The sequence below is a fragment of the Qipengyuania flavescens genome, assembly GCF_029688735.1.
Lineage (GTDB): Bacteria > Pseudomonadota > Alphaproteobacteria > Sphingomonadales > Sphingomonadaceae > Qipengyuania.
The window spans coordinates 1-23,174 of sequence record NZ_JARULD010000001.1; the positions used below are offsets into that span (position 1 = coordinate 1).

The 23,174-nt window shown below is 63.5% G+C and carries 19 protein-coding genes and 2 tRNA genes; 14 read left to right on the forward strand and 7 right to left on the reverse strand.

The genetic code is table 11. The features are described 5' to 3' along the window. From P8R33_RS00005 to P8R33_RS00055, 11 genes are all read left to right on the forward strand, one after another. Positions 1-76: transfer RNA gene (locus P8R33_RS00005), tRNA-Glu, on the forward strand. A gap of 49 nt (positions 77-125) precedes the next feature. Next, positions 126-201: transfer RNA gene (locus P8R33_RS00010), tRNA-Glu, on the forward strand. Between the two features lie 148 nt (positions 202-349). Beyond that, positions 350-1,462: a sensor histidine kinase gene (locus P8R33_RS00015; RefSeq protein ID WP_278326949.1), complete on the forward strand. Its 1,113-nt coding sequence runs from the start codon at positions 350-352 to the stop codon at positions 1,460-1,462. A gap of 145 nt (positions 1,463-1,607) precedes the next feature. Further along, positions 1,608-2,954, forward strand: a complete 1,347-nt coding sequence (locus tag P8R33_RS00020; protein WP_278326950.1) for an OprO/OprP family phosphate-selective porin — start codon at positions 1,608-1,610, stop codon at positions 2,952-2,954. A gap of 78 nt (positions 2,955-3,032) precedes the next feature. Continuing rightward, entirely contained in the window at positions 3,033-4,079 is a 1,047-nt protein-coding gene (locus tag P8R33_RS00025; protein WP_278326951.1) for a substrate-binding domain-containing protein, read from the forward strand. A gap of 17 nt (positions 4,080-4,096) precedes the next feature. Next, positions 4,097-5,482: a phosphate ABC transporter permease subunit PstC gene (gene pstC, locus P8R33_RS00030; protein WP_278326952.1), complete on the forward strand. Its 1,386-nt coding sequence runs from the start codon at positions 4,097-4,099 to the stop codon at positions 5,480-5,482. Beyond that, complete coding sequence (pstA, locus tag P8R33_RS00035; protein ID WP_278326953.1) at positions 5,475-6,737, forward strand: phosphate ABC transporter permease PstA; 1,263 nt, start codon at positions 5,475-5,477, stop codon at positions 6,735-6,737. The genes pstC and pstA overlap by 8 nt, the downstream gene beginning before the upstream one ends. Before the next feature lie 38 nt (positions 6,738-6,775). Beyond that, the gene (pstB, locus tag P8R33_RS00040) at positions 6,776-7,522 is read left to right on the forward strand and encodes a phosphate ABC transporter ATP-binding protein PstB (RefSeq protein WP_278327901.1); all 747 of its coding nucleotides are present in this window, start codon (positions 6,776-6,778) and stop codon (positions 7,520-7,522) included. A gap of 4 nt (positions 7,523-7,526) precedes the next feature. Next, complete coding sequence (gene phoU, locus P8R33_RS00045; protein ID WP_278326954.1) at positions 7,527-8,207, forward strand: phosphate signaling complex protein PhoU; 681 nt, start codon at positions 7,527-7,529, stop codon at positions 8,205-8,207. Positions 8,208-8,274: 67 nt separating this feature from the next. Beyond that, entirely contained in the window at positions 8,275-8,961 is a 687-nt protein-coding gene (phoB, locus tag P8R33_RS00050; protein ID WP_278327902.1) for a phosphate regulon transcriptional regulator PhoB, read from the forward strand. Between the two features lie 42 nt (positions 8,962-9,003). Further along, the gene (locus P8R33_RS00055; RefSeq protein ID WP_278326955.1) at positions 9,004-9,999 is read left to right on the forward strand and encodes an META domain-containing protein; all 996 of its coding nucleotides are present in this window, start codon (positions 9,004-9,006) and stop codon (positions 9,997-9,999) included. Here the strand turns inward: P8R33_RS00055 and P8R33_RS00060 are convergent, their stop codons facing one another. The 4 genes from P8R33_RS00060 to P8R33_RS00075 form a co-directional block, all read right to left on the reverse strand. Beyond that, on the reverse strand, positions 10,000-10,725 hold the full coding sequence (locus P8R33_RS00060) for an extensin-like domain-containing protein (protein ID WP_278326956.1): 726 nt from the start codon (positions 10,723-10,725) through the stop codon (positions 10,000-10,002). It lies immediately after the preceding gene. Positions 10,726-10,786: 61 nt separating this feature from the next. After that, positions 10,787-14,344 (reverse strand): error-prone DNA polymerase, encoded by a 3,558-nt coding sequence (locus tag P8R33_RS00065; protein ID WP_278326957.1) that lies wholly within the window; start codon positions 14,342-14,344, stop codon positions 10,787-10,789. A 4-nt stretch (positions 14,345-14,348) separates the two neighbouring features. Continuing rightward, positions 14,349-15,791: a UdgX family uracil-DNA binding protein gene (locus P8R33_RS00070; protein ID WP_278326958.1), complete on the reverse strand. Its 1,443-nt coding sequence runs from the start codon at positions 15,789-15,791 to the stop codon at positions 14,349-14,351. Further along, positions 15,788-17,032, reverse strand: coding sequence for a putative DNA modification/repair radical SAM protein (locus tag P8R33_RS00075; protein ID WP_278326959.1), 1,245 nt, complete (start codon positions 17,030-17,032; stop codon positions 15,788-15,790). The genes P8R33_RS00070 and P8R33_RS00075 overlap by 4 nt, the downstream gene beginning before the upstream one ends. A 213-nt stretch (positions 17,033-17,245) precedes the next feature. On the opposite strand from P8R33_RS00075, the gene P8R33_RS00080 reads away from it, so the two are divergent. Continuing rightward, positions 17,246-17,968: a carbonic anhydrase gene (locus tag P8R33_RS00080; RefSeq protein ID WP_278326960.1), complete on the forward strand. Its 723-nt coding sequence runs from the start codon at positions 17,246-17,248 to the stop codon at positions 17,966-17,968. 114 nt (positions 17,969-18,082) lie between these two features. After that, the gene (locus P8R33_RS00085) at positions 18,083-18,481 is read left to right on the forward strand and encodes a PilZ domain-containing protein (protein ID WP_278326961.1); all 399 of its coding nucleotides are present in this window, start codon (positions 18,083-18,085) and stop codon (positions 18,479-18,481) included. Here the strand turns inward: P8R33_RS00085 and P8R33_RS00090 are convergent. Both P8R33_RS00090 and P8R33_RS00095 read right to left on the reverse strand, forming a co-directional pair. After that, entirely contained in the window at positions 18,478-20,046 is a 1,569-nt protein-coding gene (locus P8R33_RS00090; RefSeq protein ID WP_278326962.1) for a Y-family DNA polymerase, read from the reverse strand. The genes P8R33_RS00085 and P8R33_RS00090 overlap by 4 nt on opposite strands. Beyond that, a complete protein-coding gene (locus P8R33_RS00095) occupies positions 20,043-20,864 on the reverse strand; it encodes a hypothetical protein (RefSeq protein WP_278326963.1) in 822 nt (273 codons plus the stop codon). The genes P8R33_RS00090 and P8R33_RS00095 overlap by 4 nt, the downstream gene beginning before the upstream one ends. A gap of 122 nt (positions 20,865-20,986) precedes the next feature. Between P8R33_RS00095 and P8R33_RS00100 the strand changes: the two genes are divergently transcribed. Continuing rightward, positions 20,987-21,472 (forward strand): pyridoxamine 5'-phosphate oxidase family protein, encoded by a 486-nt coding sequence (locus P8R33_RS00100; protein WP_278326964.1) that lies wholly within the window; start codon positions 20,987-20,989, stop codon positions 21,470-21,472. Between the two features lie 67 nt (positions 21,473-21,539). Here P8R33_RS00100 and P8R33_RS00105 read toward each other — a convergent pair whose 3' ends face one another. Then, entirely contained in the window at positions 21,540-23,123 is a 1,584-nt protein-coding gene (locus P8R33_RS00105; protein WP_278326965.1) for an amino acid permease, read from the reverse strand. Positions 23,124-23,174: the final 51 nt, after the last annotated feature.

Consider the following 23,174-nt stretch of genomic DNA (forward strand, 5'->3'; position numbering starts at 1 on the left):
GGCCCCTTCGTCTAGCGGTCTAGGACGCGGCCCTTTCACGGCTGAAACACGGGTTCGAGTCCCGTAGGGGTCACCACGGTGGCGTTTTGCATTCCGGCGATCCGAATTGTGTCGCTCCGGTATGTGGCCCCTTCGTCTAGCGGTCTAGGACGCGGCCCTTTCACGGCTGAAACACGGGTTCGAGTCCCGTAGGGGTCACCACCACTCCCTTACATGTGACAACTTTGCGAATGTGGTTGGCACGCGTGTGGTTGCGCCGCTAAGCGGCCTGTCGATGGTTGCGCCCCGCCTTCCACTTCCGGGACTTTTGCTTGCGCTCGCGACGTGCATCATACTCGCCTTCGCCGGTGTGGACCTGCTGTACGTGGTCACGATCCTTCTCGTGTGGGCCGGGTCGCTCTGGCTGGCGCATTCCGAGCCCCCTGCCCCTCAGCCCGAAACGAATGGCAAAGGCTTTTCCCGGGAATCCATGGGCGAGCTGTTCGAACATTCCGAGACGCCCATCATCATCACCGAACGCGACCGCGTCACCATCGCCAATCTCGCAGCGCGAGGCCTGCTCGGTTCGCACATTCTTGGCCAGGATGCCCGAATGGCGCTGCGCCAACCAGAGGCGGTGCGTTTGCTCGATCGCGATGCCGACGGCAGTGCGATTGTGCGCGGCCTGTCGCGCCGCAACGACATCTGGCGGATCAATCGCAAGAAGCTCGACGATCAGCTGGCAGTCGTGGAATTTGTCAACAAGACCGCCGAGGCCGACATCTCCCGCGCACACACGGACTTCGTCGCGAATGCCAGCCATGAACTTCGCACGCCCCTCGCGGCCATCATCGGTTACGTCGAAACCCTGAGCGAGGATGCGGGCAATCTGGACACGAAGACCGCCGACCGATTCCTCGATACGATCCAGCGCGAGGCGAAGCGTCTGCAAAATCTAGTCAGCGATCTAATGTCCCTGTCACGGATCGAGGCGGAAAAGCACGATCTGCCAAGCGCGCGCATCGAGCTTTCGGGTCTGGTGGAATCGGCCGCGCGGGACGGTGCCGGTAACGAACGCCTCGATCGCCTCGACGTCGCGACAAGTGGCCAGTTCTTCATCCGCGGCGATGCCCAGCAGCTCGAGCAGCTCGTCCGCAACCTCGTCGACAACGCGCTTAAATATGGCCACGCCGACCAGCCTGTGACGATCCGCTTGCATCCGCGCGGCGACAATCGGGTGCGACTGACGGTCACGGACAGGGGTGATGGCATCGCTGCCGAGCATATTCCGCACCTCACGCGGCGCTTCTATCGCACCGATCCCGGTCGTAGCCGCGCTTCGGGCGGAACCGGCCTCGGCCTCGCCATCGTCAAGCATATCGTCGAGCGCCACCGCGGACGGCTCGATGTGGAAAGCACTGTTGGCGAAGGCACCCGCGTCACGGTTACGCTGCCGTTGGACAACGAAGAGTCGGGCAACTGACGCTTCTCAACGAGCGAAAGTTCACCGATGGTCCACAGCTTGTCCCTCTGTCGAGTACGACCGCGTCCATGGGCTGTCACAATAGTGTAATTTGCCGGTCATAGGGGCGTCGCCGGATCGAAACATTCCCGTCCAAGGAACTCCAATGAACCGCATGATTCGCCTCTCCGTGGCAGCGGCAGCGCTCAGCTGCACGATGGCCACCCCCGTACTCGCGCAGGATGTCACGGTGTCTTCCGACGAGCTGGCAGCCATGCGCGCGCAGCTCCAGGCGATGAACGCCCGCATCGACCAGCTCGAAAGCGAGCTCGCGGCGGCGAAACAGGTCAACACGGCGCAGGACGAGGTCATCGCTGCCACTTCTGCAGCTGCCGAGTCGGCGGCCGATCCGGTCGTCGAGGAACTCGCCAAGAACGATGGCTGGAGCTTCAAGCCGCGCGGTCGCCTGATGTACGACGCTGGTTTCACCAATGCACCGAATTCCACGGGTGCGGTCGACGGCTTCGGCAACGAAGTCCGCCGGGCGCGCCTCGGGGCCTCGGGCGATATCCCGGGCGGCTTCGGCTACAAGTTCGAGGTAGACTTCGCGGGCAACGAAATCGACGTTGCGGATGCGATCCTCACTTACGGGGACGGACCCCTCGAAATCGCAATCGGCCACCAAAATAATTTTCAGTCGCTCGAAGAGCTGACCAGCAGTCTGCACACGACCTTCATCGAACGCGCCGCCTTTACCGACGCCTTCGGCTTCGAGCGCCGCATCGGTGCCTCGGTAGCCTACGAAGCCGGTATCGTCCTCGCCCAGGCCGGTGTCTTCACCGACAATTTCGACGACACTGAAACCAAGAACCGCGGTGTCGACGGTCGTCTCGTGATTATGCCCGCGATGGGCGATGCCCAGCTGCACTTGGGCGGCTCGGTCCATTACAACGACATCGACGAAGTGGGCGCGACCGTCCGTTACCGCCAGCGCCCGCTGGTGCATTTTACCTCGGAGCGTTTCGTCAACACCGGCAATCTCGGTGCCGATAGCGAGTTCGGACTGGGCCTAGAAGCCGCCGCGATCGCCGGTCCGTTTCATGCCGCCGCCGAAGGCTTCTGGCAGACCGTCAACATGCCCGGCGCGACGGAGGATCCGACCTTCTTCGGCGGCTATGCCGAACTTGGCTACTACCTGACGGCAGGCGATACGCGCGGCTATAAGGGCGGCAAGTTCGATCGGACCAAGCCGTCCAATCCCGTCGGCAAGGGGGGCATCGGATCGGTGCAGTTCAACCTGCGCTACGATTATCTCGATCTCAACGACGCGGGCGTCCTCGGTGGGACGCAGAACGGCTACCTCGCCTCGCTGATCTGGAAGCCGACCGCCTACGTCCTTTTCGGCGTCAACTACGGCCTGCTGGAATATGACAACGCCGTCATCCCGACCGCCGACGGTGACACATCCTATTCCGTGGACGCCTTCGGCGTGCGTGCCCAAGTGGACTTCTGATCCGCGGTCAGACTTCTGTCGCAACCCTGTAACATCGAAGCGCTTATGCGCCGCTAGTTAACACGTAAGGGATCTATCATGACCAAGACCAAATCCTTCATTTTCGCTGCAGTCTCGGCTGCCGCTCTCGCCGCTTGCGGCGGCGGTGCGGGCGATTCCGCTTCGCGCGATTCGATCCGTGCGGTCGGCTCCTCGACGGTGTTCCCCTTCGCCAAGGCCGTCTCCGAAGCCTTCGCGCGCTCGAACCCCGACTACAAGAGCCCGATCATCGAATCGACCGGCACCGGCGGCGGCATGAACCTGTTCTGCTCGGGCGTCGGCGCAGATACGCCGGACATGACCCATGCCTCGCGCCGCATGAAGGCCAGCGAATTTGCCGACTGCCAGGCCAATGGCGTCAACGAAATCACGGAAATCCAGGTCGGCCTCGACGGTATCGCCTTCGCATCGGCGCAGGGCGGAATCATGATGAATTTGACCCCGCAGCATGTGTACGAAGCGCTTGCTGCAAATCCCTATGGCGAAGAGCAGACCAACGAAACCTGGTCCGACGTCGATCCGTCGCTCCCCAACGAGCCGATCCTCGTTTACGGGCCACCCAGCACGTCGGGCACGCGCGATGCACTGAAGGAACTGGTCCTCGAAGTAGGCTGCGACACCAATGCCGAAATGAAGGCGCTCAAGGACAGCGACGAAGATCGTCACGCACAGCTGTGCACCGAAGTGCGATCGGACGGGGCCTATGTCGACCAGGGCGAGCAGGACAACCTCATTGTCCAGAAAATCGAAGGCAATCCCAAGGCCGTCGGCGTCTTCGGCTACAGCTATCTCGAAGAGAATGCGGACAAGGTCCAAGGCTTGCCGATGAACGGCGTCGAGCCGACCTACGAGAACATCGCCAACTTCGACTATCCCGGTGCCCGTCCGCTCTACGTCTATGTGAAGAAGGCCCACCTCGATGCCATTCCGGGCCTGCGCGAATACCTTGCCCAGTGGACCACCATGTGGGGCAAAGGCGGGGAACTCTCGAAGATCGGGCTTGTCGCATCGCCTGACGACGTTATGGCGGCCAACACCAAGGCGGCGACCGAGTACACCACGCTCGACGGCGCGCAGCTGAAGTAAGGCAAGCACACTAGCGTATGTCACCGACCATCCTGCTTCTCCTGGCCCTCGGCCTCGGGCTCGCCGGATGGTTGGCGGCCCGCGCGCGCGCCTGGACGCTCCGCCGCGAAAGCGCTGACGGGCGGCTGTCGAGCCTGCCGACCTACCATGCGTGGTATGTCGCGCTCTGGATCGTGCTGCCCCTCCTCGCCTTCGTCGCATTGTGGAGCGCGATCGCGCCCGGTCTCATCAGCCAGGCTGTGCTCTCCAGCCCGGCGGCCGCCGATCTTCCCGCATTCGGGTTCCAGCGCCAGACGATTCTCAACGAAGCCCGCGCGGTCGCGACAGGAGCGGCGCCTGCCGTTTTCAATCCGCAGGCGCGGGATCTGGTCGAGCCGTTCAGGGATGCGCTGTCCTATTACAACACGATCGGCATAGTGGTTACCTTGCTGATCGCATTCCTTGCGGGCACGTGGGCATTCTTGCGTCTCAAGCCGGACTTTGCCGCGCGTACGCGGGTGGAGCGGATTGTGATGGCGATCCTGCTGGCCGCATCGCTGGTCGCCATCCTGACGACCATCGGTATCCTCGCCAGCCTCATTTTCGAAACCGTGCGCTTCTTCGGCATGGTTTCGCCGATCGATTTCCTGTTCGGTACCCATTGGGGGCCGGACCCCATGGCCAATCCAGACAATCCGGATGCATCCCGCTACGGCGCGATTCCGCTGTTCTGGGGTACGCTATTCATCGGTGCGATCATCGCCATGATCGTTGCGATCCCGCTTGGATTGATGAGCGCGATCTATCTCACGCAATATGCGAATCCGAGGGTCCGTTCGTGGGTGAAGCCTGCCCTCGAGATCCTCGCTGGCGTGCCGACCGTGGTCTATGGCTATTTCGCGGCACTCACCATCGCGCCTGCGATCCGCGACCTTGCCATCGATCTCGGCGCTTCCAACCCCTCCAGCGAAAGCGCGCTGGCGGCAGGCCTGGTCATGGGCGTGATGATCATTCCCTTCGTCAGCTCGATGGCCGACGACAGCATCGCGGCGGTCCCGCAATCCATGCGCGACGGCAGCCTGGCGATGGGCGCGACCACCAATGAAACCATCCGCCGTGTATTAGTGCCGGCAGCACTGCCCGGCATCGTGGCAGGCGTCATGCTGGCCATCAGCCGCGCGATCGGCGAGACGATGATCGTGGTGATGGCAGCCTCGACCGCCGCAAACCTCAGCGGTAATCCGCTCGAATCGATGACCACGGTGACCGTGCAGATCGTCGCCATGCTTACGGGTGAAGGCAGCTTCGATCATCCGGCCACGCTGAGCGCCTTCGCGCTGGGTTTCGTGCTCTTCATGGTCACCCTCGGCCTCAATTTTGTCGCCCTGCGCGTCGTCAAACGGTATCGCGAAGCTTATGAGTGAAGAGGCCGCCACCATGCGCGCCCCGACGCGCACCGCCGCCTTCGAAGCGCGGCTAAAGAAGCGCTACGCCGCCGAACGCCGTTTCAAGGCAATCGGCCTCGGCGCGATCCTGTTCTCGGTCGCAGTGCTGGTGTTCCTGCTCGGCACGATGACGATCAACGGCATCGGCGGCTTCCAGCGCGTCGAAGTGGAAGTGCCGATCGATTTTACGCAGGCCGGCATATCCGCCGATGCCTCGACCATGGCGCAGTCGGGAGCAGTCCAGTCTCTCGAAGCGCAAGGACTGCCCGATGTCGTGCAGTATTTCGCCACCGAGGCACTCGGCGACGAGGCAGCCGAGCAGCTCGGCGGTCAGGCGTGGCGCGATGTAGCGGCGGCAATTGCAGCCGATCCAGGCATCCTGCGCGAACAAGTGACCTTCTCGCTGCCAGCCTCGGCCGACCTGGCTTCCGGGTACGAAGGCGAAGGCTCGCCGGAGATGCAGGCGCTGGCGAACTCGCTCTACGAGCAGGGCCGGATCGGCAAGAATTTCGACCCGGGGTTCCTCTCCCGCGCCGACGCCACCAATCCGCAGCAAGTCGGCATCTGGGGCGCGCTCAAGGGCTCGATGCTGACAATGGTGGTCACGCTGTTGTTAGCTTTCCCGATCGGCGTGCTGGCGGCGCTCTATCTCGAGGAATACGCGCCGAAGAACAAATGGACCGACATCATCGAGCTGTCGATCAACAACCTCGCCGCGGTCCCGTCAATCATCTTCGGACTGCTCGGGCTCGCCGTATTCCTGACGATCTTCCCGAACCTGCGCTCCGCGCCGGTGATCGGCGGCATGACGCTGGCCCTAATGACCATGCCGGTGATCGTCATCGCGGGCCGGAATGCGATCAAGGCCGTCCCGCCGAGCATCCGCGACGGCGCGCTGGCCGTCGGCGCCTCGCCGGTACAAGTCGTGTTCCATCACGTCCTGCCTCTCGCCCTTCCCGGTATCCTTACCGGCACGATTATCGGCATGGCTCGCGCCCTCGGTGAGACCGCTCCGCTGCTGATGATCGGCATGCGCGCTTTCGTGGCGACACCGCCAGACGGCTTTACGTCTCCGGCCACAGTCCTGCCGATGCAGATCTTCTTGTGGTCCGATGAAATCGACCGCGGCTTTGTGGAACGCACCAGCGCGGCGATTATCGTGCTATTGCTGTTCCTGCTCCTGATGAACGGACTCGCAATCTACCTGCGCAACAAATTCGAGAAAAGCTGGTGACCGTAGTACACGAAAACCTTGAAGCGACCGACGCCAAGATGAGCGCGCGCGACGTCTCCGTGTTCTACGGCGACAAGAAGGCGATCGACGAGGTGTCGATCGAAATTCCGACCAAGTATGTGACGGCCTTTATCGGCCCGTCGGGCTGCGGCAAGTCGACCTTCCTCCGCACGCTGAACCGGATGAACGACACCATTCCCTCGGCGCGGGTCGAGGGCGAGATCACTTTGGACGGCGAAGACATCTACCGTTCCAAGATGGATGTGGTGCAACTTCGCGCCCGGGTCGGGATGGTGTTCCAGAAGCCCAATCCCTTCCCCAAATCGATCTACGAAAACATCGCTTACGGGCCCAAGATCCACGGTCTTGCCGAGGGCAAGGACGAACTCGATGCCATCGTCGAACGCTCGCTGAAGCGTGCGGGTCTGTGGGAAGAAGTAAAAGACCGTCTGCAAGACAGCGGCACAGCGCTTTCCGGCGGCCAGCAGCAGCGCCTGTGCATTGCGCGCGCCATCGCGGTCGATCCGGAAGTCATCCTGATGGACGAGCCGTGTTCGGCACTCGACCCGATTGCGACGGCGAAAATCGAAGAGCTGATTGCGGAACTCAACGGCCGCTATGCCATCGTGATCGTGACCCACTCGATGCAACAGGCTGCCCGCGTCAGCCAGCGCACGGCTTTCTTCCACTTGGGAAAGATGGTGGAATACGGTCGTACTTCTGACATATTCACCAATCCGCTGGAGCAGCGCACCCAGGATTACATCACTGGACGGTACGGATAAGACCATGGATTCCATTCAAGAACATACCGTCAAGGCCTTCGACGAAGACATCACGCGCCTGCGCGGCCTGATCGCCGAGATGGGCGGCCTCGCCGAGGCGGCCATCCAGCAGGCGATCGATGCGCTGGTGAAAGGCGACGACGAGCTTTCCGATCGGATCGTCAAGGCCGACAAGAAGATCGACGTGCTCGAAAGCGAAGTCGACAAATTGGCTGTGCGCATCATCGCATTGCGCGCACCCATGGCGGACGACCTTCGCGAAGTCATCGCCGCCCTGAAGATCGCCGGCGTGGTCGAGCGGATCGGCGACTATTCCAAGAACATCGCCAAGGCGAGCAAGGAAATCGGCTCCAACCGCAAGCAGTTCGAGCCGCTCACCCTCCTGCCCGCAATGGCCGAAGTTGCAAGCGAGATGGTGCACGATGTGCTCACCGCCTATGCCGCACGCGATGCCGAATTGGCGCGCGAGGTCATTGCCGCGGACGAGAAGGTGGACGCCTTCTACAACTCGATTTTCCGCAATCTCGTCAGCCACATGGTCGAAAATCCTTCAACAATTTCGAGCGCGGCGCAGCTACTGTTCGTGGCGCGCAACCTCGAACGCATCGGCGACCATGCGACCAATGTCGCGGAGATGGTCCACTTCGCCGCCGTCGGAACATATCCGCCCGACGAAGACGACTGACACAATTCTGTAGCGCGAAGGTCATACTGCCATGCCCGACAAGGAATCATCGCGGGAAGGCAAGGATTTGAACGCGGCCAAGCTATTGCTGGTAGAGGACGATCCGGCCCTCTCCGAACTGCTCGAATATCGTTTCGCCAATGAAGGCTACGACGTGCGCACTACCGCCGATGGCGATGAGGCGCTGCTGATGGCATCAGAGGAAACCCCCGATCTCGTCATCCTCGACTGGATGATCGAAGGCACCAGCGGGATCGAAGTCTGCCGTCGCCTGCGGCGTGACAAGGAAACGGCGCATGTGCCGATCATCATGCTCACAGCGCGCGAGACCGAAGACGACCGGGTCCGTGGCCTCGATACCGGAGCCGACGACTACCTCACCAAGCCGTTCAGCCCGCGCGAGCTTCTGGCGCGCGTCGCAGCCGTGATGCGGCGTATTCGGCCCGTGCTCGCCGGTGAGACGATCGCGGTGGGCGACATCGTGCTCGACCCGGTCGCGCATAAGGTCACTCGCCGCGGCCAGGGCGTGCAACTGGGCCCGACCGAGTACCGGCTGCTCAAGTTCTTCATGGAGAGCCCGGGCCGGGTATTCAGCCGCGGTCAGTTGCTCGACGGCGTCTGGGGTACCGAAAGCGAAATCGAGCTGCGGACCGTCGACGTCCACATCCGCCGCCTGCGCAAGGCCATCGAGATCGACGGTGCTAAGGATCCGGTACGAACGGTCCGCAGTGCGGGATATTCCCTCGAAGCCTGACCGTTCAGCCTGCGACAAGGCTAAGCGTGCAAACTCCAGAGGATGCAACAATCCTCGCCGATCGAGCGCCTGATCTGCGCGCTTGGTGCCACCTGCGCCACCGCGACACTTTTCGCGTGCGTGCCTGCCGTGCAGCAGATGGGAGAGCCTGCGCCGCTGACGACTACCCCGGTCGACCCAAGCCGCACCACTGTGGAAGTCGAACCGGTCGCCAGTAGCCAGGATATTCTCGGCGAGTGGGACATCGTCAATTTCGACGGCCATGAGCCGCGCCGCCTGTCGGGTTCGACCCGTGCCGCTTTCGCCGATTTCGGTGATAAGAGCGTAAGCTTGCAGATCGAATGCAACTACTCGGGCGCATCGGGAACCGTGCACGACGGGCGCTTCTTGTCGTCGCCCGGCCAACGCTTTCAGACCGAGATCGGCTGCGGACCCGAGAGGGAGGAACGGGATCGACAGCTTTTCACCTTCTTCGACCGCAATCCGACAGTAGAGCGGTTGCCGGACGGCCGACTGCTGCTCACTGCCGGGGACACGCAGTTGCTACTTGAGCGGCCTGCTCAGCGACGACTTGCCTATTTGCTGCCGCCGCAGGATTTGCTCGGCGAGTGGCGCATTGTCGGAATCACGCATTACATCGAGCAGGGTGGCCATGCCGGGATCGGCTTGTCCGATGTGCCCGGACGGATTGTCTTCGACGGGATCGAGGCGGAATACTCACGCTGCTCGCAATTCAACCTTGCCTATCGGTACACAGAAGCTGGAGTCGTCGAAAAAATTGATGGTCCGGCGCTGCCGCCCAGCGCAACCGACTGCGAGCCACTGACGGAAAAGCCGTTCAACCCCGACTTGCCGGCGAGGTGGGACGTAATGAAGGTGCTCCATTCCAATCCGCGTTTGGAGAAGGTCGATGACGATACGATCCTCATGTCGACCGATCGCTACGGCGTTTTGCTGACCAAGGCGCCTTGCGAAAGCCTCGAACAAAGCGACAACCATTCGGAATCGCGCATGATCGACTGCGCCTCGCCGCGCTGATCATCGGCATACGCCCCGCCAGCGGGCGCTCATATCGAGATGGAAATGGTCGGCATGGGCGGCGTTGTAGTCGGGGCTCAGGACGGTTGCGAAACTGTCGCAGGCTCCGTCGCGGGCGCGGCGCAGGAATTCCGCTTTCGGGCCGTCCACATCCCAATCCCGGAGCACGCTGATTTGCGTCCCGTCGGTTAACCGGATGCCGGCAATATCGATGGCATTGGCCGTCGCATGCTCGCTCCAAGGCCCCTCGTCTCGACCGTATAGGCGGCGGCAGGAATATGCTCCAAGGTGCTCAAGTTGTTCGATTTTGCTATCGAAGAGCTCCAGCGCCAATGGCTCGAGCACATCGCGTTCCCACAGATAGAGTGCTACCGTCGTCGGACACGTCATGGCGGGCGTCGAGGGCGACAGAGGGTACCCGTCGAGCCGCGTCCGGTCCTCGCGCCTGCAGGCTCCCTCTCCTGCGGGATCGAGCGCGGTGAAAGCAATCTCGCTCCGCTCCAGCGCGGCGCGACATTGTGCGGGATCGTCTCGCAGTGCGAGGAGCTTCGCTTCCGTCGCCCACCCCACGGGGTCACGCAGGTCGAGCGGTGCCCAGGGGTTATGCTCGGGATGCTCGGCCAGCCACACCCGGCCGGCAAGCCCCAAGCCGATTAGCACCAACAGGATTGCTACGCGACGGTCGGCACGAAAGCGGCCGATGTGGCGGGATATGTCAATTTTCATCGATTAGTGCTGCCGACCTGCATACCGGACCAAACCGCTTGCGGCGCGGTTCGCTCCCGCATCAATGGAAGTCGCGCGATTTCGGGATCACGCGCACATCGCGCGGATGCCGCCCCCCCCAACCGCATTCGCGATTTCCCGGCGGCGGGTCTTGCCAGTCGTCCTTCGGCGGCGGCTTCGCCGTGGTTTCGGAAGCCGGAGCATCGGCACTCCCGGCCGGGTTTTCCCATCCCGCCTTGCACTGCGACGGGAGCGGGCTGTTCACATGATCCGCCCGCGCGATCGGCGCGACCAGCAGATCGTCCGACAAGCGGTGGAGATCCTGCGTCGCATCGGTCATGTGCTGGGCGATGACGTGTACGACCTCGTCGTCATATTCCACGCGCCCCCGCACTTCCATCAGCCGCGCACCCATTACCACCTTGCGCTGGCGGGCCTTGAGATCAGGCCAGATGACGAGGTTCACGACGCCGGTCTCGTCCTCCAGCGTGATGAAGCATACTCCCTTGGCGCTGCCCGGCTGCTGGCGGATCAGCACCACGCCCGCCACGTTGACGGTGGAGCGGAACTTGCGCTCGCGCAGGTCGCAGGCACGCACGAAGCCGCGCGCATCCAGATCCTCGCGCAGGAACGACATCGGATGCGCCTTCAGGCTGAGCCGCGTGGTCTGGTAATCCGCCACGACTTCCTCGCTCAGCGGCATGTAAGGCAGCTGCGTGGCCGACGTTTCGGCACCTTCCTCCCGCTCCGCCGCGGCGGCGAACAGCGGCAGGTCGGGCTCGGGAATCAGGCTGCGCGCATCCCACAGCGCCTGACGTCGCGACAGCGCGATCGAACCGAAGCAATCGGCGCTGGCAAGCCGCTCGACATGCGAAGGGCCGATGCGGGCACGGTCCCGCAGCGCCGTGACGTCGGCATAGGGCCCCCGTTCCTCGCGCTCCCCGATCAGCCGTGCCGCCACGGCCTCGCGCAAGCCGTCGACCTGCCTGAGGCCGAGGCGCAAGGCGATCTCGCCCTCGCACTCTTCCAGCGTGCAGTCCCAGTCGGACAGATTGACGTCGGCGGGCAGCACCGTGACGTCATGTTCGCGCGCATCGCGCACGATCTGCGCCGGGGCATAAAAGCCCATCGGCTGCGAATTGAGCAGCGCGCAGGCGAAGGCCGCCGGATAATGGCACTTCATCCAGCTCGACACATAGACGAGGTGCGCAAAACTGGCGGCGTGGCTTTCCGGGAAGCCGTATTCGCCGAAACCCTTGATCTGCTCGAAGCAGCGTGCGGAGAATTCGGCATCGTAACCGCGTTCGATCATGCGGCCGACCATCATGTCCTGATGCTCGTTCACCATGCCGCGGCTGCGGAAGGTCGCCATGGCCTTGCGTAAGCGGTTCGCCTCCTTCGAGCTGAATTTCGCAGCGTCGATGGCGATCTTCATCGCCTGTTCCTGGAAGATCGGGACGCCATAGGTCCGCTCGAGGATCGACGAGAGCTCGTCGGGCGGACCGTGCTCCGGCGCGGGCGACGGCAGGTAGAAATCGGTCTTGCCCTCGCGCGCCCGGCGGCGCTGCTTGAGATAGGGGTGAACCATGTCGCCCTGGATCGGCCCGGGCCGCACGATGGCGACCTGCACGACGAGATCGTAGAATTCGCGCGGCCGGAGCCTCGGGAGCATGTTCATCTGCGCTCGGCTTTCGACCTGGAACACGCCGAGCGAATCGCCCGTGCACAGCATGTCGTAGACCGCCGGATCCTCGCGCGGGATGGTCGCGAGCTGGTAGCTCTCGCAATGATGATCTTCGAGCAGTTTCAGACCCTTGCGGATGCAAGTTAACATGCCGAGGGCAAGCACGTCGACCTTGAGGATGCCGAGATCGTCGATGTCGTCCTTGTCCCACTCGATGAAGCTGCGGTCGGGCATGGCACCGTTGCCGATCGGGACCATCTCGGTCAGCGGGCCGTCGGTGAGGATGAAGCCGCCGACATGCTGGCTGAGATGGCGCGGCATGCCGATCATCTGCTCGGTCAGCTTGAGCACGCGGCGCAAATGCGGGTCGGTGAGGTCGAGGCCGGTTTCGTTCTCGACATGGCCTTCGTCGATCGTGCGGCCCCACCCGCCCCAGACGGTGCGTGCCAGCACGGCGGTGACATCCTCGGACAGGCCCATCGCCTTGCCCACCTCGCGAATTGCCATGCGCGGTCGGTAGTGAATCACCGTGGCGCACAGCCCGGCCCGATGGCGGCCGTATTTTCTGTAGAGATACTGGATCACCTCCTCGCGGCGCTCATGCTCGAAATCGACATCGATATCGGGCGGCTCCTTGCGGTCTTCGGAGATGAAGCGGTCGAACAGGAGCTGGTGCTTTTCCGGATCGACGCTGGTGATGCCGAGGCAGTAGCAGACCGCCGAATTGGCCGCGCTCCCCCGCCCCTGGCACAGGATCGGCGGATCGACCTTGTTGCGCGCGAAATCGACGATATCCTTGATGGTCAGGAAATAACGCGCAAGCTGCATCTTTCCGATCAGCGCGAGTTCCTTGTTCAGCGTTTCCCGCAAGCTGTCGGGAATGCCTTGCGGATAGCGCCAGGCGGCCCCCTTCCAGGTTTCGCTTTCGAGATAGCCCTGCGGATCGACGCCGCCGGGATAGAGCTCTTCGGGATATTCGTATTTCAGCGTGTCGAGGCTGAAATCGCAGGCATCGGCCACTTCGCGCGTGGCGGCGATGGCATGTGGCCAGCGGGCGAACATGCGGACCATGGCGGCAGGCGACTTGAGGTACCGCTCGGCATTGCCGAACAGCAGGTGCCCGGCCTCGGCCACCGTAGTCTTGTGGCGGATGGCGGTCATCACGTCCTGCAGGGGCCGCTTGTCGGGCGTGGCGTAATGCACGTCGTTGGTGGCGAGGATGCACAGATCGTTGGCCTGTGCGAAATGATCGAGCCGCTCGATCCGTTCGATATCGCTGGCCGTGTAAAGGTAGCTCGCGGCGATATAGCGCAATGTTGGCAGCTGGCGGGTTACGTGCGGAAGAAGGTCGGCCAGGTCACCCTCGACCTGCGTCCACTGGGTTTTGACTTCCTCCCCTGTATCCGCCTGGCGAAACGGCACGACATTGCTCGGGATCGCAATCGTGAAACGCTGCCCAAGATCGCGCGGCGGCACGAGGATCAGCTGCACATCCTCGCTCTGCGCAGCGAGCATGGCCAGCGAGATGTGGCACTCACCCTTGGCCTGCCACTCACCCTCCAGCGTGGCCATGCGTCCCTGCGAAATCAGCTGGCACAGACGCCCGTAAGCGGCGCGATCCCTGGGATAGGCGAGGAAGGCGAAACCTTCGACCGTTTCTATCCTGCAGCCGATAAGCGGTTTCAACTTAAGAGTTTTCGCCTCGCTATGGATGCGCACAACACCGGCCATGGTGTTGGCATCCGCAATCCCGATTGCATCGTAACCGAGCATATAGGCCCGCTCGACCAGATCGACCGCATCGGACGCGCCGCGCAGGAAGCTGAAGCAGGAAACGAGGCCAAGCTCGACGAAAGGCGCGCGCTGCGGCGTCCTTACGAGGTCGGGATCGACATCGATCCTGCGCTTCGGGATCTGGTGGTCGTTCTCCGGCATACCATCACCCGGCCAGTTCCTCGAGCCGCTCCTTCACTGCAGCAAGATCGGCATCGAACAGGCGCGCCTGCTCTTCGCGCGCAGGTCCGTCGAGCCGCAGGAGGTAGGATGGATGCGCCATCACCCACAGCTCACTGCCGTCTTCGAGCGCAATCGGTTCGCCGCGGACCTTGGTGATGCTGACAGTCTTGCCTAGCATGCCGCGCGCCGCGCTCGCGCCCATGGCGAGGATCAGTTTCGGTTGCACGATCGCGCGCTCGCTTTCGATCCACCAGCGGCAGGTGTCGATCTCCTTCGCGCCGGGCGACTGGTGGATTCGCCGCTTGCCGCGTTGGACATATTTGAAATGCTTGACCGTATTGGTGACGTAAGCCGTACGCCGGTCGATCCCGACCTTCTCCAGATGCGCGTCGAGCAGCTGGCCCGCCGGCCCCACGAAGGGCCGCCCCTGCTGATCCTCCTGATCGCCCGGCTGTTCGCCAACGATCATCAGCGCGGCATCCTGCGGCCCCTCGCCCATCACCGCGTGGTTGTCGAGCTGGCCGATCGGGCACTTGCGGCAGGCATGGATCGCCTTGTCGATCGCTGCGAGCGTTTCGGGCCGCTCCTCGAATTCCAGCGTTCCCTTCTCGACCATCGCACTTTCCCGCTTCTGCGCACCCGCCACCAGCTCGGGAATGAGCGCGGCTTCGGGCATGTTCTTCCAATATTTCTTGGGCATTTCCTTCAGCATCGCCCCGATCTTCAAACGCGCAGGGTTGAAGATCGACGCATAATAGCTGCGCCACAGATCCTCGGTCGGATCGCCGCTCGGCGCATCGCTGCGGTCGGCAGGCGGGCCTTCCGCCATCGTCTCGCCATCCCAATGCAGCGAGCCGCGCGGCGTCAGGATCGACCAGCGCATATTGGAAAAACGCCGCATGAAGAAGCCAGCATTGGCGCGCAGGATGTGGTGGTCGGGCTCGAACCAGGCGACGTAATGCTCACCGCCCTCTTCATCTTCGACCAGACGAAAGCGGACGAAGGCGTGCATCTTGTGACTGTCGCGGCGCACGTTCTTGTCGAGCTCTTCCAGCTTGCGGATATCGAGGTCCGCCTTGTCCTCCATGATCCGCGGATTGGCCTGCAATCGCCAGAGCAGGCGGTAGAGGAGAGCGAAACGCTCTGGATCGGAGTGAAGTGCGGCATTGCGCGCCAAGCTGACGAAGCGGCGGTTGGCGCGCACCGGCGGGGCATCCTTCGGCGGCACCGGCATGCGGCGCTTCCCATGCGCGAACAGGTCGCCGCTACCGCCCGGTTCGACCCAGGCGATCCGGTCGGGCGGGACATCGCACTGGATCAGCCCGCGCGCCCGCTCCCGCCAGAAGTCGAAATCGTCCGGCTCCGGCATGTGCACCACGTAATAAGTGCCGAGCTTCACGCCTGAGAGGCTGCTTGAGGACCTCATGCCGCGAACAGTTCCAGCTGCTCGGACTTCGGCGCGAGCAGGCTGCGCAGGTCCGCGCGGTCGGTCAGCGTGATCGGGCGCCAGTCCACGGTGCAGATGAACGGCCGCACTTTGGTGATCGATTGCGTCAGAAGCGCCACATCGTCGAGCCGCAGATTGCGATGGCGACGACTGGCGATAATCTTGTTCACCGCCTTTACGCCGAGGCCCGGCACGCGCAGCAATTGCTCGCGACTGGCACGGTTCACATCGAGCGGGAACTGCTCGCGAAACTTGAGCGCCCACGCGAGCTTGGGATCGATGTCGAGTGGCAAATTCCCGTCCGCCTCGGTCGCCTGCATCACCTCGGTCGGCTTGTAGCCATAGAAACGCATCAGCCAGTCCGACTGGTAGAGCCGATGCTCGCGGATCAGCGGCGGGCGCTTCAGCGGCAACACCGCGCTGGCGTCGGGGATCGGCGAGAAAGCGCTGTAATAGACCCGGCGCAGACGGAAATTATCGTAGAGCCGGCTCGCCTTGCCCACGATATCGGCATCGCTCGCCGCATCGGCGCCGACGATCATTTGCGTGGACTGGCCCGCAGGCGCGAAGCGCGGCGCATGGCGGAAGCGTTTGCGCGCATCCTTCGCCTCGACGAGGTCGGCCTTCACCTTGCCCATCGCGCCTTCGATCTGGCGCGCATCCTTGTCGGGCGCGAGGCGGGTGAGGCCACTGTCGGTCGGCAGCTCGACATTGATCGACACACGGTCGGCATAGAGCCCCGCCTGATGGACGATCTCGGCATCGGCTTCGGGAATGGTCTTGAGGTGGATGTAGCCGCGAAAATCGTGTTCTTCCCGTAGGATGCGGGCGACTTCCACGATCTGCTCCATCGTGTGGTTCGAGCTCTTCACGATGCCCGACGACAGGAACAGCCCTTCGATATAATTGCGCCGGTAGAAGGCGAGCGTCAGGTCGACCACTTCCTGCGGCGTGAAGCGCGCACGCGCCACGTTCGAGCTCTTGCGATTGACGCAGTAATGGCAGTCGAACACGCAGTGATTGGTCAGCAGGATCTTGAGCAGGCTGATGCAGCGGCCATCGGGCGCATAAGCGTGACAGATGCCCATTCCCTCGGTCGAACCGATCCCCTTGCCGCCCAGACTGTTCTTCTTCGCCGTACCTGACGACGCGCAGGACGCATCGTATTTCGCCGCATCGGCGAGGATCTCGAGCTTCTGGAGGATGGTTTGCGACGCCATATGTTCTTTATATGTTCTCTCGCACGTTTTTCCAACAGCAAAATGCTGCGACCGCGGGAACTCCCACGCCAGAACAGCGTAAAAATTGCACGGACCGGGCCCCTCTGGCGAGCGCGATGTGCTCGTGATGTCGGACGTTGAGCGATCGCCCCTGGCGATAAAGCAAACCAGCGCCCGACCCACTCTGACTTCGGGCGCCAAAGGAGAGTGGTTATGATATCTCGTCGATCCATGCTTGGTGCAACGGGGGCCGCCAGCGCCGCCGCCTTGCTGGGCGGTAATTCTGCCCTGGCGCAGGATAATCCGGCAATGCCCGAACCTGCGCCGCCGGCTTCCGACCTCACCCCCGACCAGGCACTCGAACTATTGAGACGAGGCAACGAACAGTTCCTTACCGGCGGCCGTACGAGCGTCTTGACCAGTTCCCAACGGCGGCTCGATCTCGCCGCCGGGCAACAGCCTTTCGCTGCCTATGTAACATGCTCCGATAGCCGGGTGCCGCCCGAACTCCTGTTCGGTCGCGGACTGGGGGAGCTTTTCATCATTCGCAATGCCGGGAATACTGTGGACACGGTCGCCCTCGGGTCGATCGAATATGCCGTGGCGGTGCTGAATGTCCCCCTCGTGGTCGTGATGGGACACGAGAGTTGCGGTGCCGTCAAAGCGGCGACCGAAGTCGTGACGGACAATGCGACATTCCCGGGTTCCATCGGCCCCATGATCGAACCGATCATCCCCGCGGTCCTCTCTGTCCGTGACAAGGACGGCGATCTGCTCGACAATTCGGTGCGCGCCAACGTTAGCCGTGTCGTACGGCAGCTTCGACAGCATACCGACCCCATCTTGCTCGAGCCGCAGCGAGCCGGGAAACTGAAAGTCGTCGGTGCTTATTACGATCTCGACGATGGGCGTGTGGACTTCTTCGATCGCCCCTGAATGCGATACCCGTCCGGCAAGGTGCCGGGCGGGTATCCCTAAAGTTTATTTACCGTGTCGGAAAAGGTCGCAGTAACCAGAACCCCGCGATGACGTCCGGTAAGGGGGCACCGCATGGCGCTATTCCAGAGAAAACAGGTCGCGTGCCAATCCGAACGACGCACCAGTCGGCGGCATTCCGTCGACTGCCCCGCGTCGCTTCGCTTGCTTGGCGGCGAACGATGCGGTCGGTTGCGCGATCTGTCGCTCGACGGCGCATGTTTTGAGGCAGAGGACTTGCCGGCCAGCGGCATTTCCGGGCTGCTCGCCTGGGGTGATCAGGAACACTGGTGCAAGGTGGTATGGAGCCGCGACGGTAGCTGCGGGCTGGTGTTCGAGCGCAGCATTCCGCAAGCAGCAGTGGACGCCACGGTCCAGACGGTCGAAGTCGAGACCGGCCCGGTGGCGAATTTCAGCAACATACCCCTCGGCCAGAAGCGCTCGCGCCGCGCGTTCCTGGTGTCCGAAAGCTAGGCGCAGAGCCCCTGCAGGAACCAGTCCGGCGGGCCGCCCCGTCCGTCTCCGGCGATGCCCTGGCGATAGATCCAGTAGCGCCGCCCTCGCTCGTCCTCGATCCGGTAGTAATCGCGTAGGCGGACCGAACCGCGCTCGCGCCACCATTCGGGTGCGATCCGCTCCGGCCCTTCGACCCGCGCGACTTCGTGCACGCCGCCGCGCCAGCGAAAGCGCTGAGGGTAGCCGTCGGGCGAAGCATAGAGCACGGCGATGCGCTCCGGCGTGTCGAGCATCTTCAGCGGGCGGGCGTGGAATTCCAGCACCCCTTGCGTCGGTGGCTCCCGCTCCAGCGGCGGCTTCCAGCGCTGCGCGCGCTCCGGGATGTGGCTGGCGAAAGGCACCGGGCGGCTGACCGCCTTGGGGCCGAGCCGCACCGTCAGCCGGTCGATACAGGTGGCGAGCGAGGTGCCGGGGCTTTCCGCCTGCGCCTCGATATCGCCCTGTGCCAGAGCGAGCGGCTCCGTCCAGCTGGCTCGCAGGCGCAGCAGTTCGATGCCGAAGCCCGCCTCGATATCGTCGAGCCGCGCGGCAAACAGGCGGCAGATATGCGCGGGATCGCGCGTGGCGGCGGACATCTCCAGCCTGCGCACTGCAACCTCGCCATCGACCCGCCACAACCCCAGTTCCAACCCCCGCGCGCCCAGCCCCTTGCTCTCGAGAAGCTGTGCCATGTCATCGGCAAGATCGTTCACCACCTGATCGAGCAGAGTGCGGTGACGGATCGGCTCCATCAGGCGCCGCTGGGTGAGCGGCGCGTGATGTTCTATTACCGGGAGGAGCGGTTCCGGAATCCGCCCGAGCAGCTGGTCGAGGCGCAGCAGCGGGTTGGCCTCGGGCACCTTGCGCTTGCGGAACCGGCGCTGGAGCGCGTCGCGCCCGATAGTTGTAATGTCGCCGATCCGCTTGAGGCCGAGGCGGCGCAGGACGGTGAGCACATCGCTGCCAAGCCGCAGCGCCGCGACGGGCAGGTCGGCCAGCATAGGCTCCAGCTCGCGATCCACGATCGCCCCGGCCCAGCCGAAATGCGCCAGCGCCCAGGCTGCCCCTGCGGTGGGCGCAATGGCTGTACGGATGGCGAGATCGCGCCGGGCGAAACCCGCGCACACGTCCTCCAGCAGCGCCTCTTCCCCGCCGAACAGATGCGCGACGGCGGTCACGTCCACCAGCAGGCCGTCGGGTTCGTCCATCGCCGACCACGGGCCCCAGCGCTGCGCCCGGACGGCAAGCTGTTCGAGGAACGCCAGATCGCCCGTTGGGTCGCTGGGTGCGGTCGAGATTTCCGGGCACAGCGTGCGGGCATCGGCCAGCATCATGCCCCGACGCGCGCCGGCATCCATGGCGAGGCGATTGGCGGCCTCGATCCGCGGGCCGTGCGCCGTGTCGGCAATCAGCACTAGCGGCCCGCTATCGAGTTCGCCTCCGGCCTCTCGCGTGACGATCCGCCAACGGTCGATCGCAAATGCAGGCAGCCAGATTGAGAGGATGCGGCGGGACGACCCGAGGTCGCCGGCAAGCGCGCTCATGCCTGCTGCGACAGTCGCCGCCGCTGAAGCCCCGCAGTCCAGTTGAGCGCGCCGGTATCATTGTCCGCCTGCCGTTTGCGTCGGGCTTTCAGTGCCCCGCCCTGCTCCTGCAGCAGCCACTCGCCCGGCGCATGCCCGCGTGCCCGGAACAGCTCGGCCTGCCAGACCGGCGCACCGGGAGCCTGCGCATTCCACCGGGGCGCGTCGGAGGCGGCAGAGCTGACATCCCAGCGCATCCGGGCCGACGACAGGTCGCGCGCCGCATCGAGCCGGACGAGGAACAGCGGCACGCCGTATTTCTCGCTCGCCAGCGTGAGGCGGCGCGAGGCTGTGAAATCGAGCGCCTTCGGATTGCCCGCGATCTCGCCCATAACCCAGGCGATGTCCCGGCAGCGGACGCCTTCTTCCAAAGCGAAAAGCGCATCTTGCGCGGTATCGGCGAGCACGTGGATCAACCGGTCGCGCACTTCCTTGGGCAGGCCTGCCCGGTAAGGACGCCCGGAAAGCCGCGCCGCATCGCGCGTCTGCACCCACAGGACTGGCCGGGTGTCGGACTCGGCGGGAGTCACGGCGTGAGCATCGCCGCGACCTTCGCCGCGAGGCAGGTTTCGCCAATCGTCGAGCGCCAGGGCCAGCGCCGCTCCCGCTCCGGCCGCTTCATTCGGCGAGGCAAACACCTCGCTATGTAGCGCCGCCCTGCCCGCTGCCGCCAGGCCCGGCCGCCAACGCGAACTATTCCGCGCCGCGATGGTACCGGCATCGACGAGCGAGGCCAGCGGCAGGGAGGCGGTGGCGGAAGGCATGACGGAACGACTCATTTGTTCCTAATATGTTCCAACACGGATCGATTCGCAATCGGGTAGTTCCGCCTTGTCGCCATGCCCCGGAACGCATCGCCTTTGCCGCACGTTGCACAGGCAAACGACCGAAAGGACCCCACATGAAATATGCCGAAGGCAATGCCGACGAACTCAAGACCAAATTCTGGAAGGCGATGGCCGATTCGCCCTTCGTCTTCCTCGAACTCGACGGACAGCCCGACACTGCAGTGCCGATGACCGCACAGCTCGACAAGGACGCGAACAGCTCGGTGTGGTTCTTCACGCACAAGCACAGCGATTTCGCAAAGCTCGGCAACGCCACCGCGACCTTCGCCGGCAAGGGCCACGAAATGTTTGCCCGCTTCGGCGGTACGCTTGCAGTCGAAACCAGCAAGGAGCGTTTCGACCACTTCTGGAACAACTTCGTCGAAGCCTGGTACGATGGCGGCAAGGACGATCCCGACATCCTGTTCCTGCGCATGGACCTCGGCACCGCAGAGATCTGGAACGGCGATCTCGGCATGCTCAACACTGCCAAGATGGCGCTCGGCATGACCGTCCACGACGAAGCCGAAGAACAGCATGCCAAGAAGGTCGACCTCTAAGATCGACCAACAATAACAAAACGAGTCGCAAAGGGCCGCTCCTTACCGGGCGGCCCTTTTTAATTTTTCAGTCGCTCCGTGGGGCGGGATCGATCGGGATCATCGTCTCCTCGCCCGCGATATCGTCGACAACCTCTACTATCCCCTGGGCCAGATGGCTCATCCTGCGGCTGTATCCGAAATAGACCAGCAGGCCTATCGCCGACCACAATGGCAATACGAGCATGGCTTCCAACGGCAGGTTGAGGAAGAGAAACGCACAACCGAAGATAGTGGCAGGGCCGACGAACCATAGCATGGGTGTCCGGAAGTCGCGCGGCCGATCCGGAGCCGTCCGCCGCAGAACCATCACTGCCACCGCGACCATCGCAAAGGCATACAACGTTCCGGCATTGGCAATATCGGCCAATTGCCCGACCGGAAAGAAAGCCGCACCCACGGCCACGATTGCACCGGTGAGAAGCGTGACAACGTAAGGCGTCTTCCACCGCGGATGCACTTTCGACAAGCCAGCCGGGAGCAACCCGTCGCGGCTCATCACGAAGAAAATGCGCGTCTGCGCAAACAGCAGCACGAGGATCACCGAAGGGAGCGCGAGAAAGGCTGCAATGCCGAGCAAATTGCCGATACCCGAAAATCCGATCTGCCGCAGCACATGCGCCAGCGCCTCGTCCGAGCAGACGAGAGCGCCCGAATAAGCGGGAAGCGCGCACTGCCGGGCCAGCTCTTCCGAGCCTGCGGGAAACGGAACGCCGCCCGGCCCCATGATCGGTTGACCGCCGATCGTCCCGATCGCCCCGGCCGCGACGAGAATGTAGAAGACCGTGCAGAAGACCAGCGAACCGACCAGCCCGATCGGAACGTTGCGCTGCGGGTTCTTCGTTTCCTCCGCAGCGGTCGAAACCGCGTCGAACCCGACATAGGCGAAGAAGATCGTCGCGGCTGCGCCGACCGCGCCCACACCCGTCCCGAAACCGCCGAAAACCCCCGCAGGCAGAAACGGATTGAACTTGTCCGGATCGAAATAGGCGCTCGTCAGGGTGAGGCCGATGAACGCAGTGAGCGCGGTGACCTTTATGGCCACCAGTGCCGCATTTACCTTGGCGCTCTCGCTTGTCCCGATCATCAAGAGCCACGTTACCAGCAGGGCAATTACCAGAGCAGGCAGGTTGATGAAGCCGCCCGGTTCCCCGCCCAATGCAAGCGGACCTGCGGAAAGCCATTGTGGAAGCGTAATGCCGAGGAACTCGTTGAGGATGGTGCCGGAGAAATACCCGGACCATCCGACCGACACTGCCGATGCGGCGATGGCGTATTCCAGGATCAGCGCCCAGCCCACCGTCCAGGCGAGCAGCTCACCCATCGTCGCATAGCTGTAGGTATAGGCCGATCCTGCGACCGGGATCATCGCGGCGATCTCGGCATAGCAAAGCGCCGCAACGATGCACACGGCACCGGCTATGACGAACGCCAGCATCAAGCCTGGCCCCGCCTTCTGCGCGCCGGCGGCGGTGAGCACGAATATCCCGGTCCCGATGATGCATCCGATGCCGAACAGCATCAATTGCCACGCACCGAGCGATCGATGCAGCGACTTCTTCTCAGCCGCCGCGAGTATCGCGTCGAGCGGCTTCACCCTGTCGAGGATCATATGTGGCCAGCTGGCTCCACCGGCCCGCCGCGGGACACCCCCGCTCCGCCA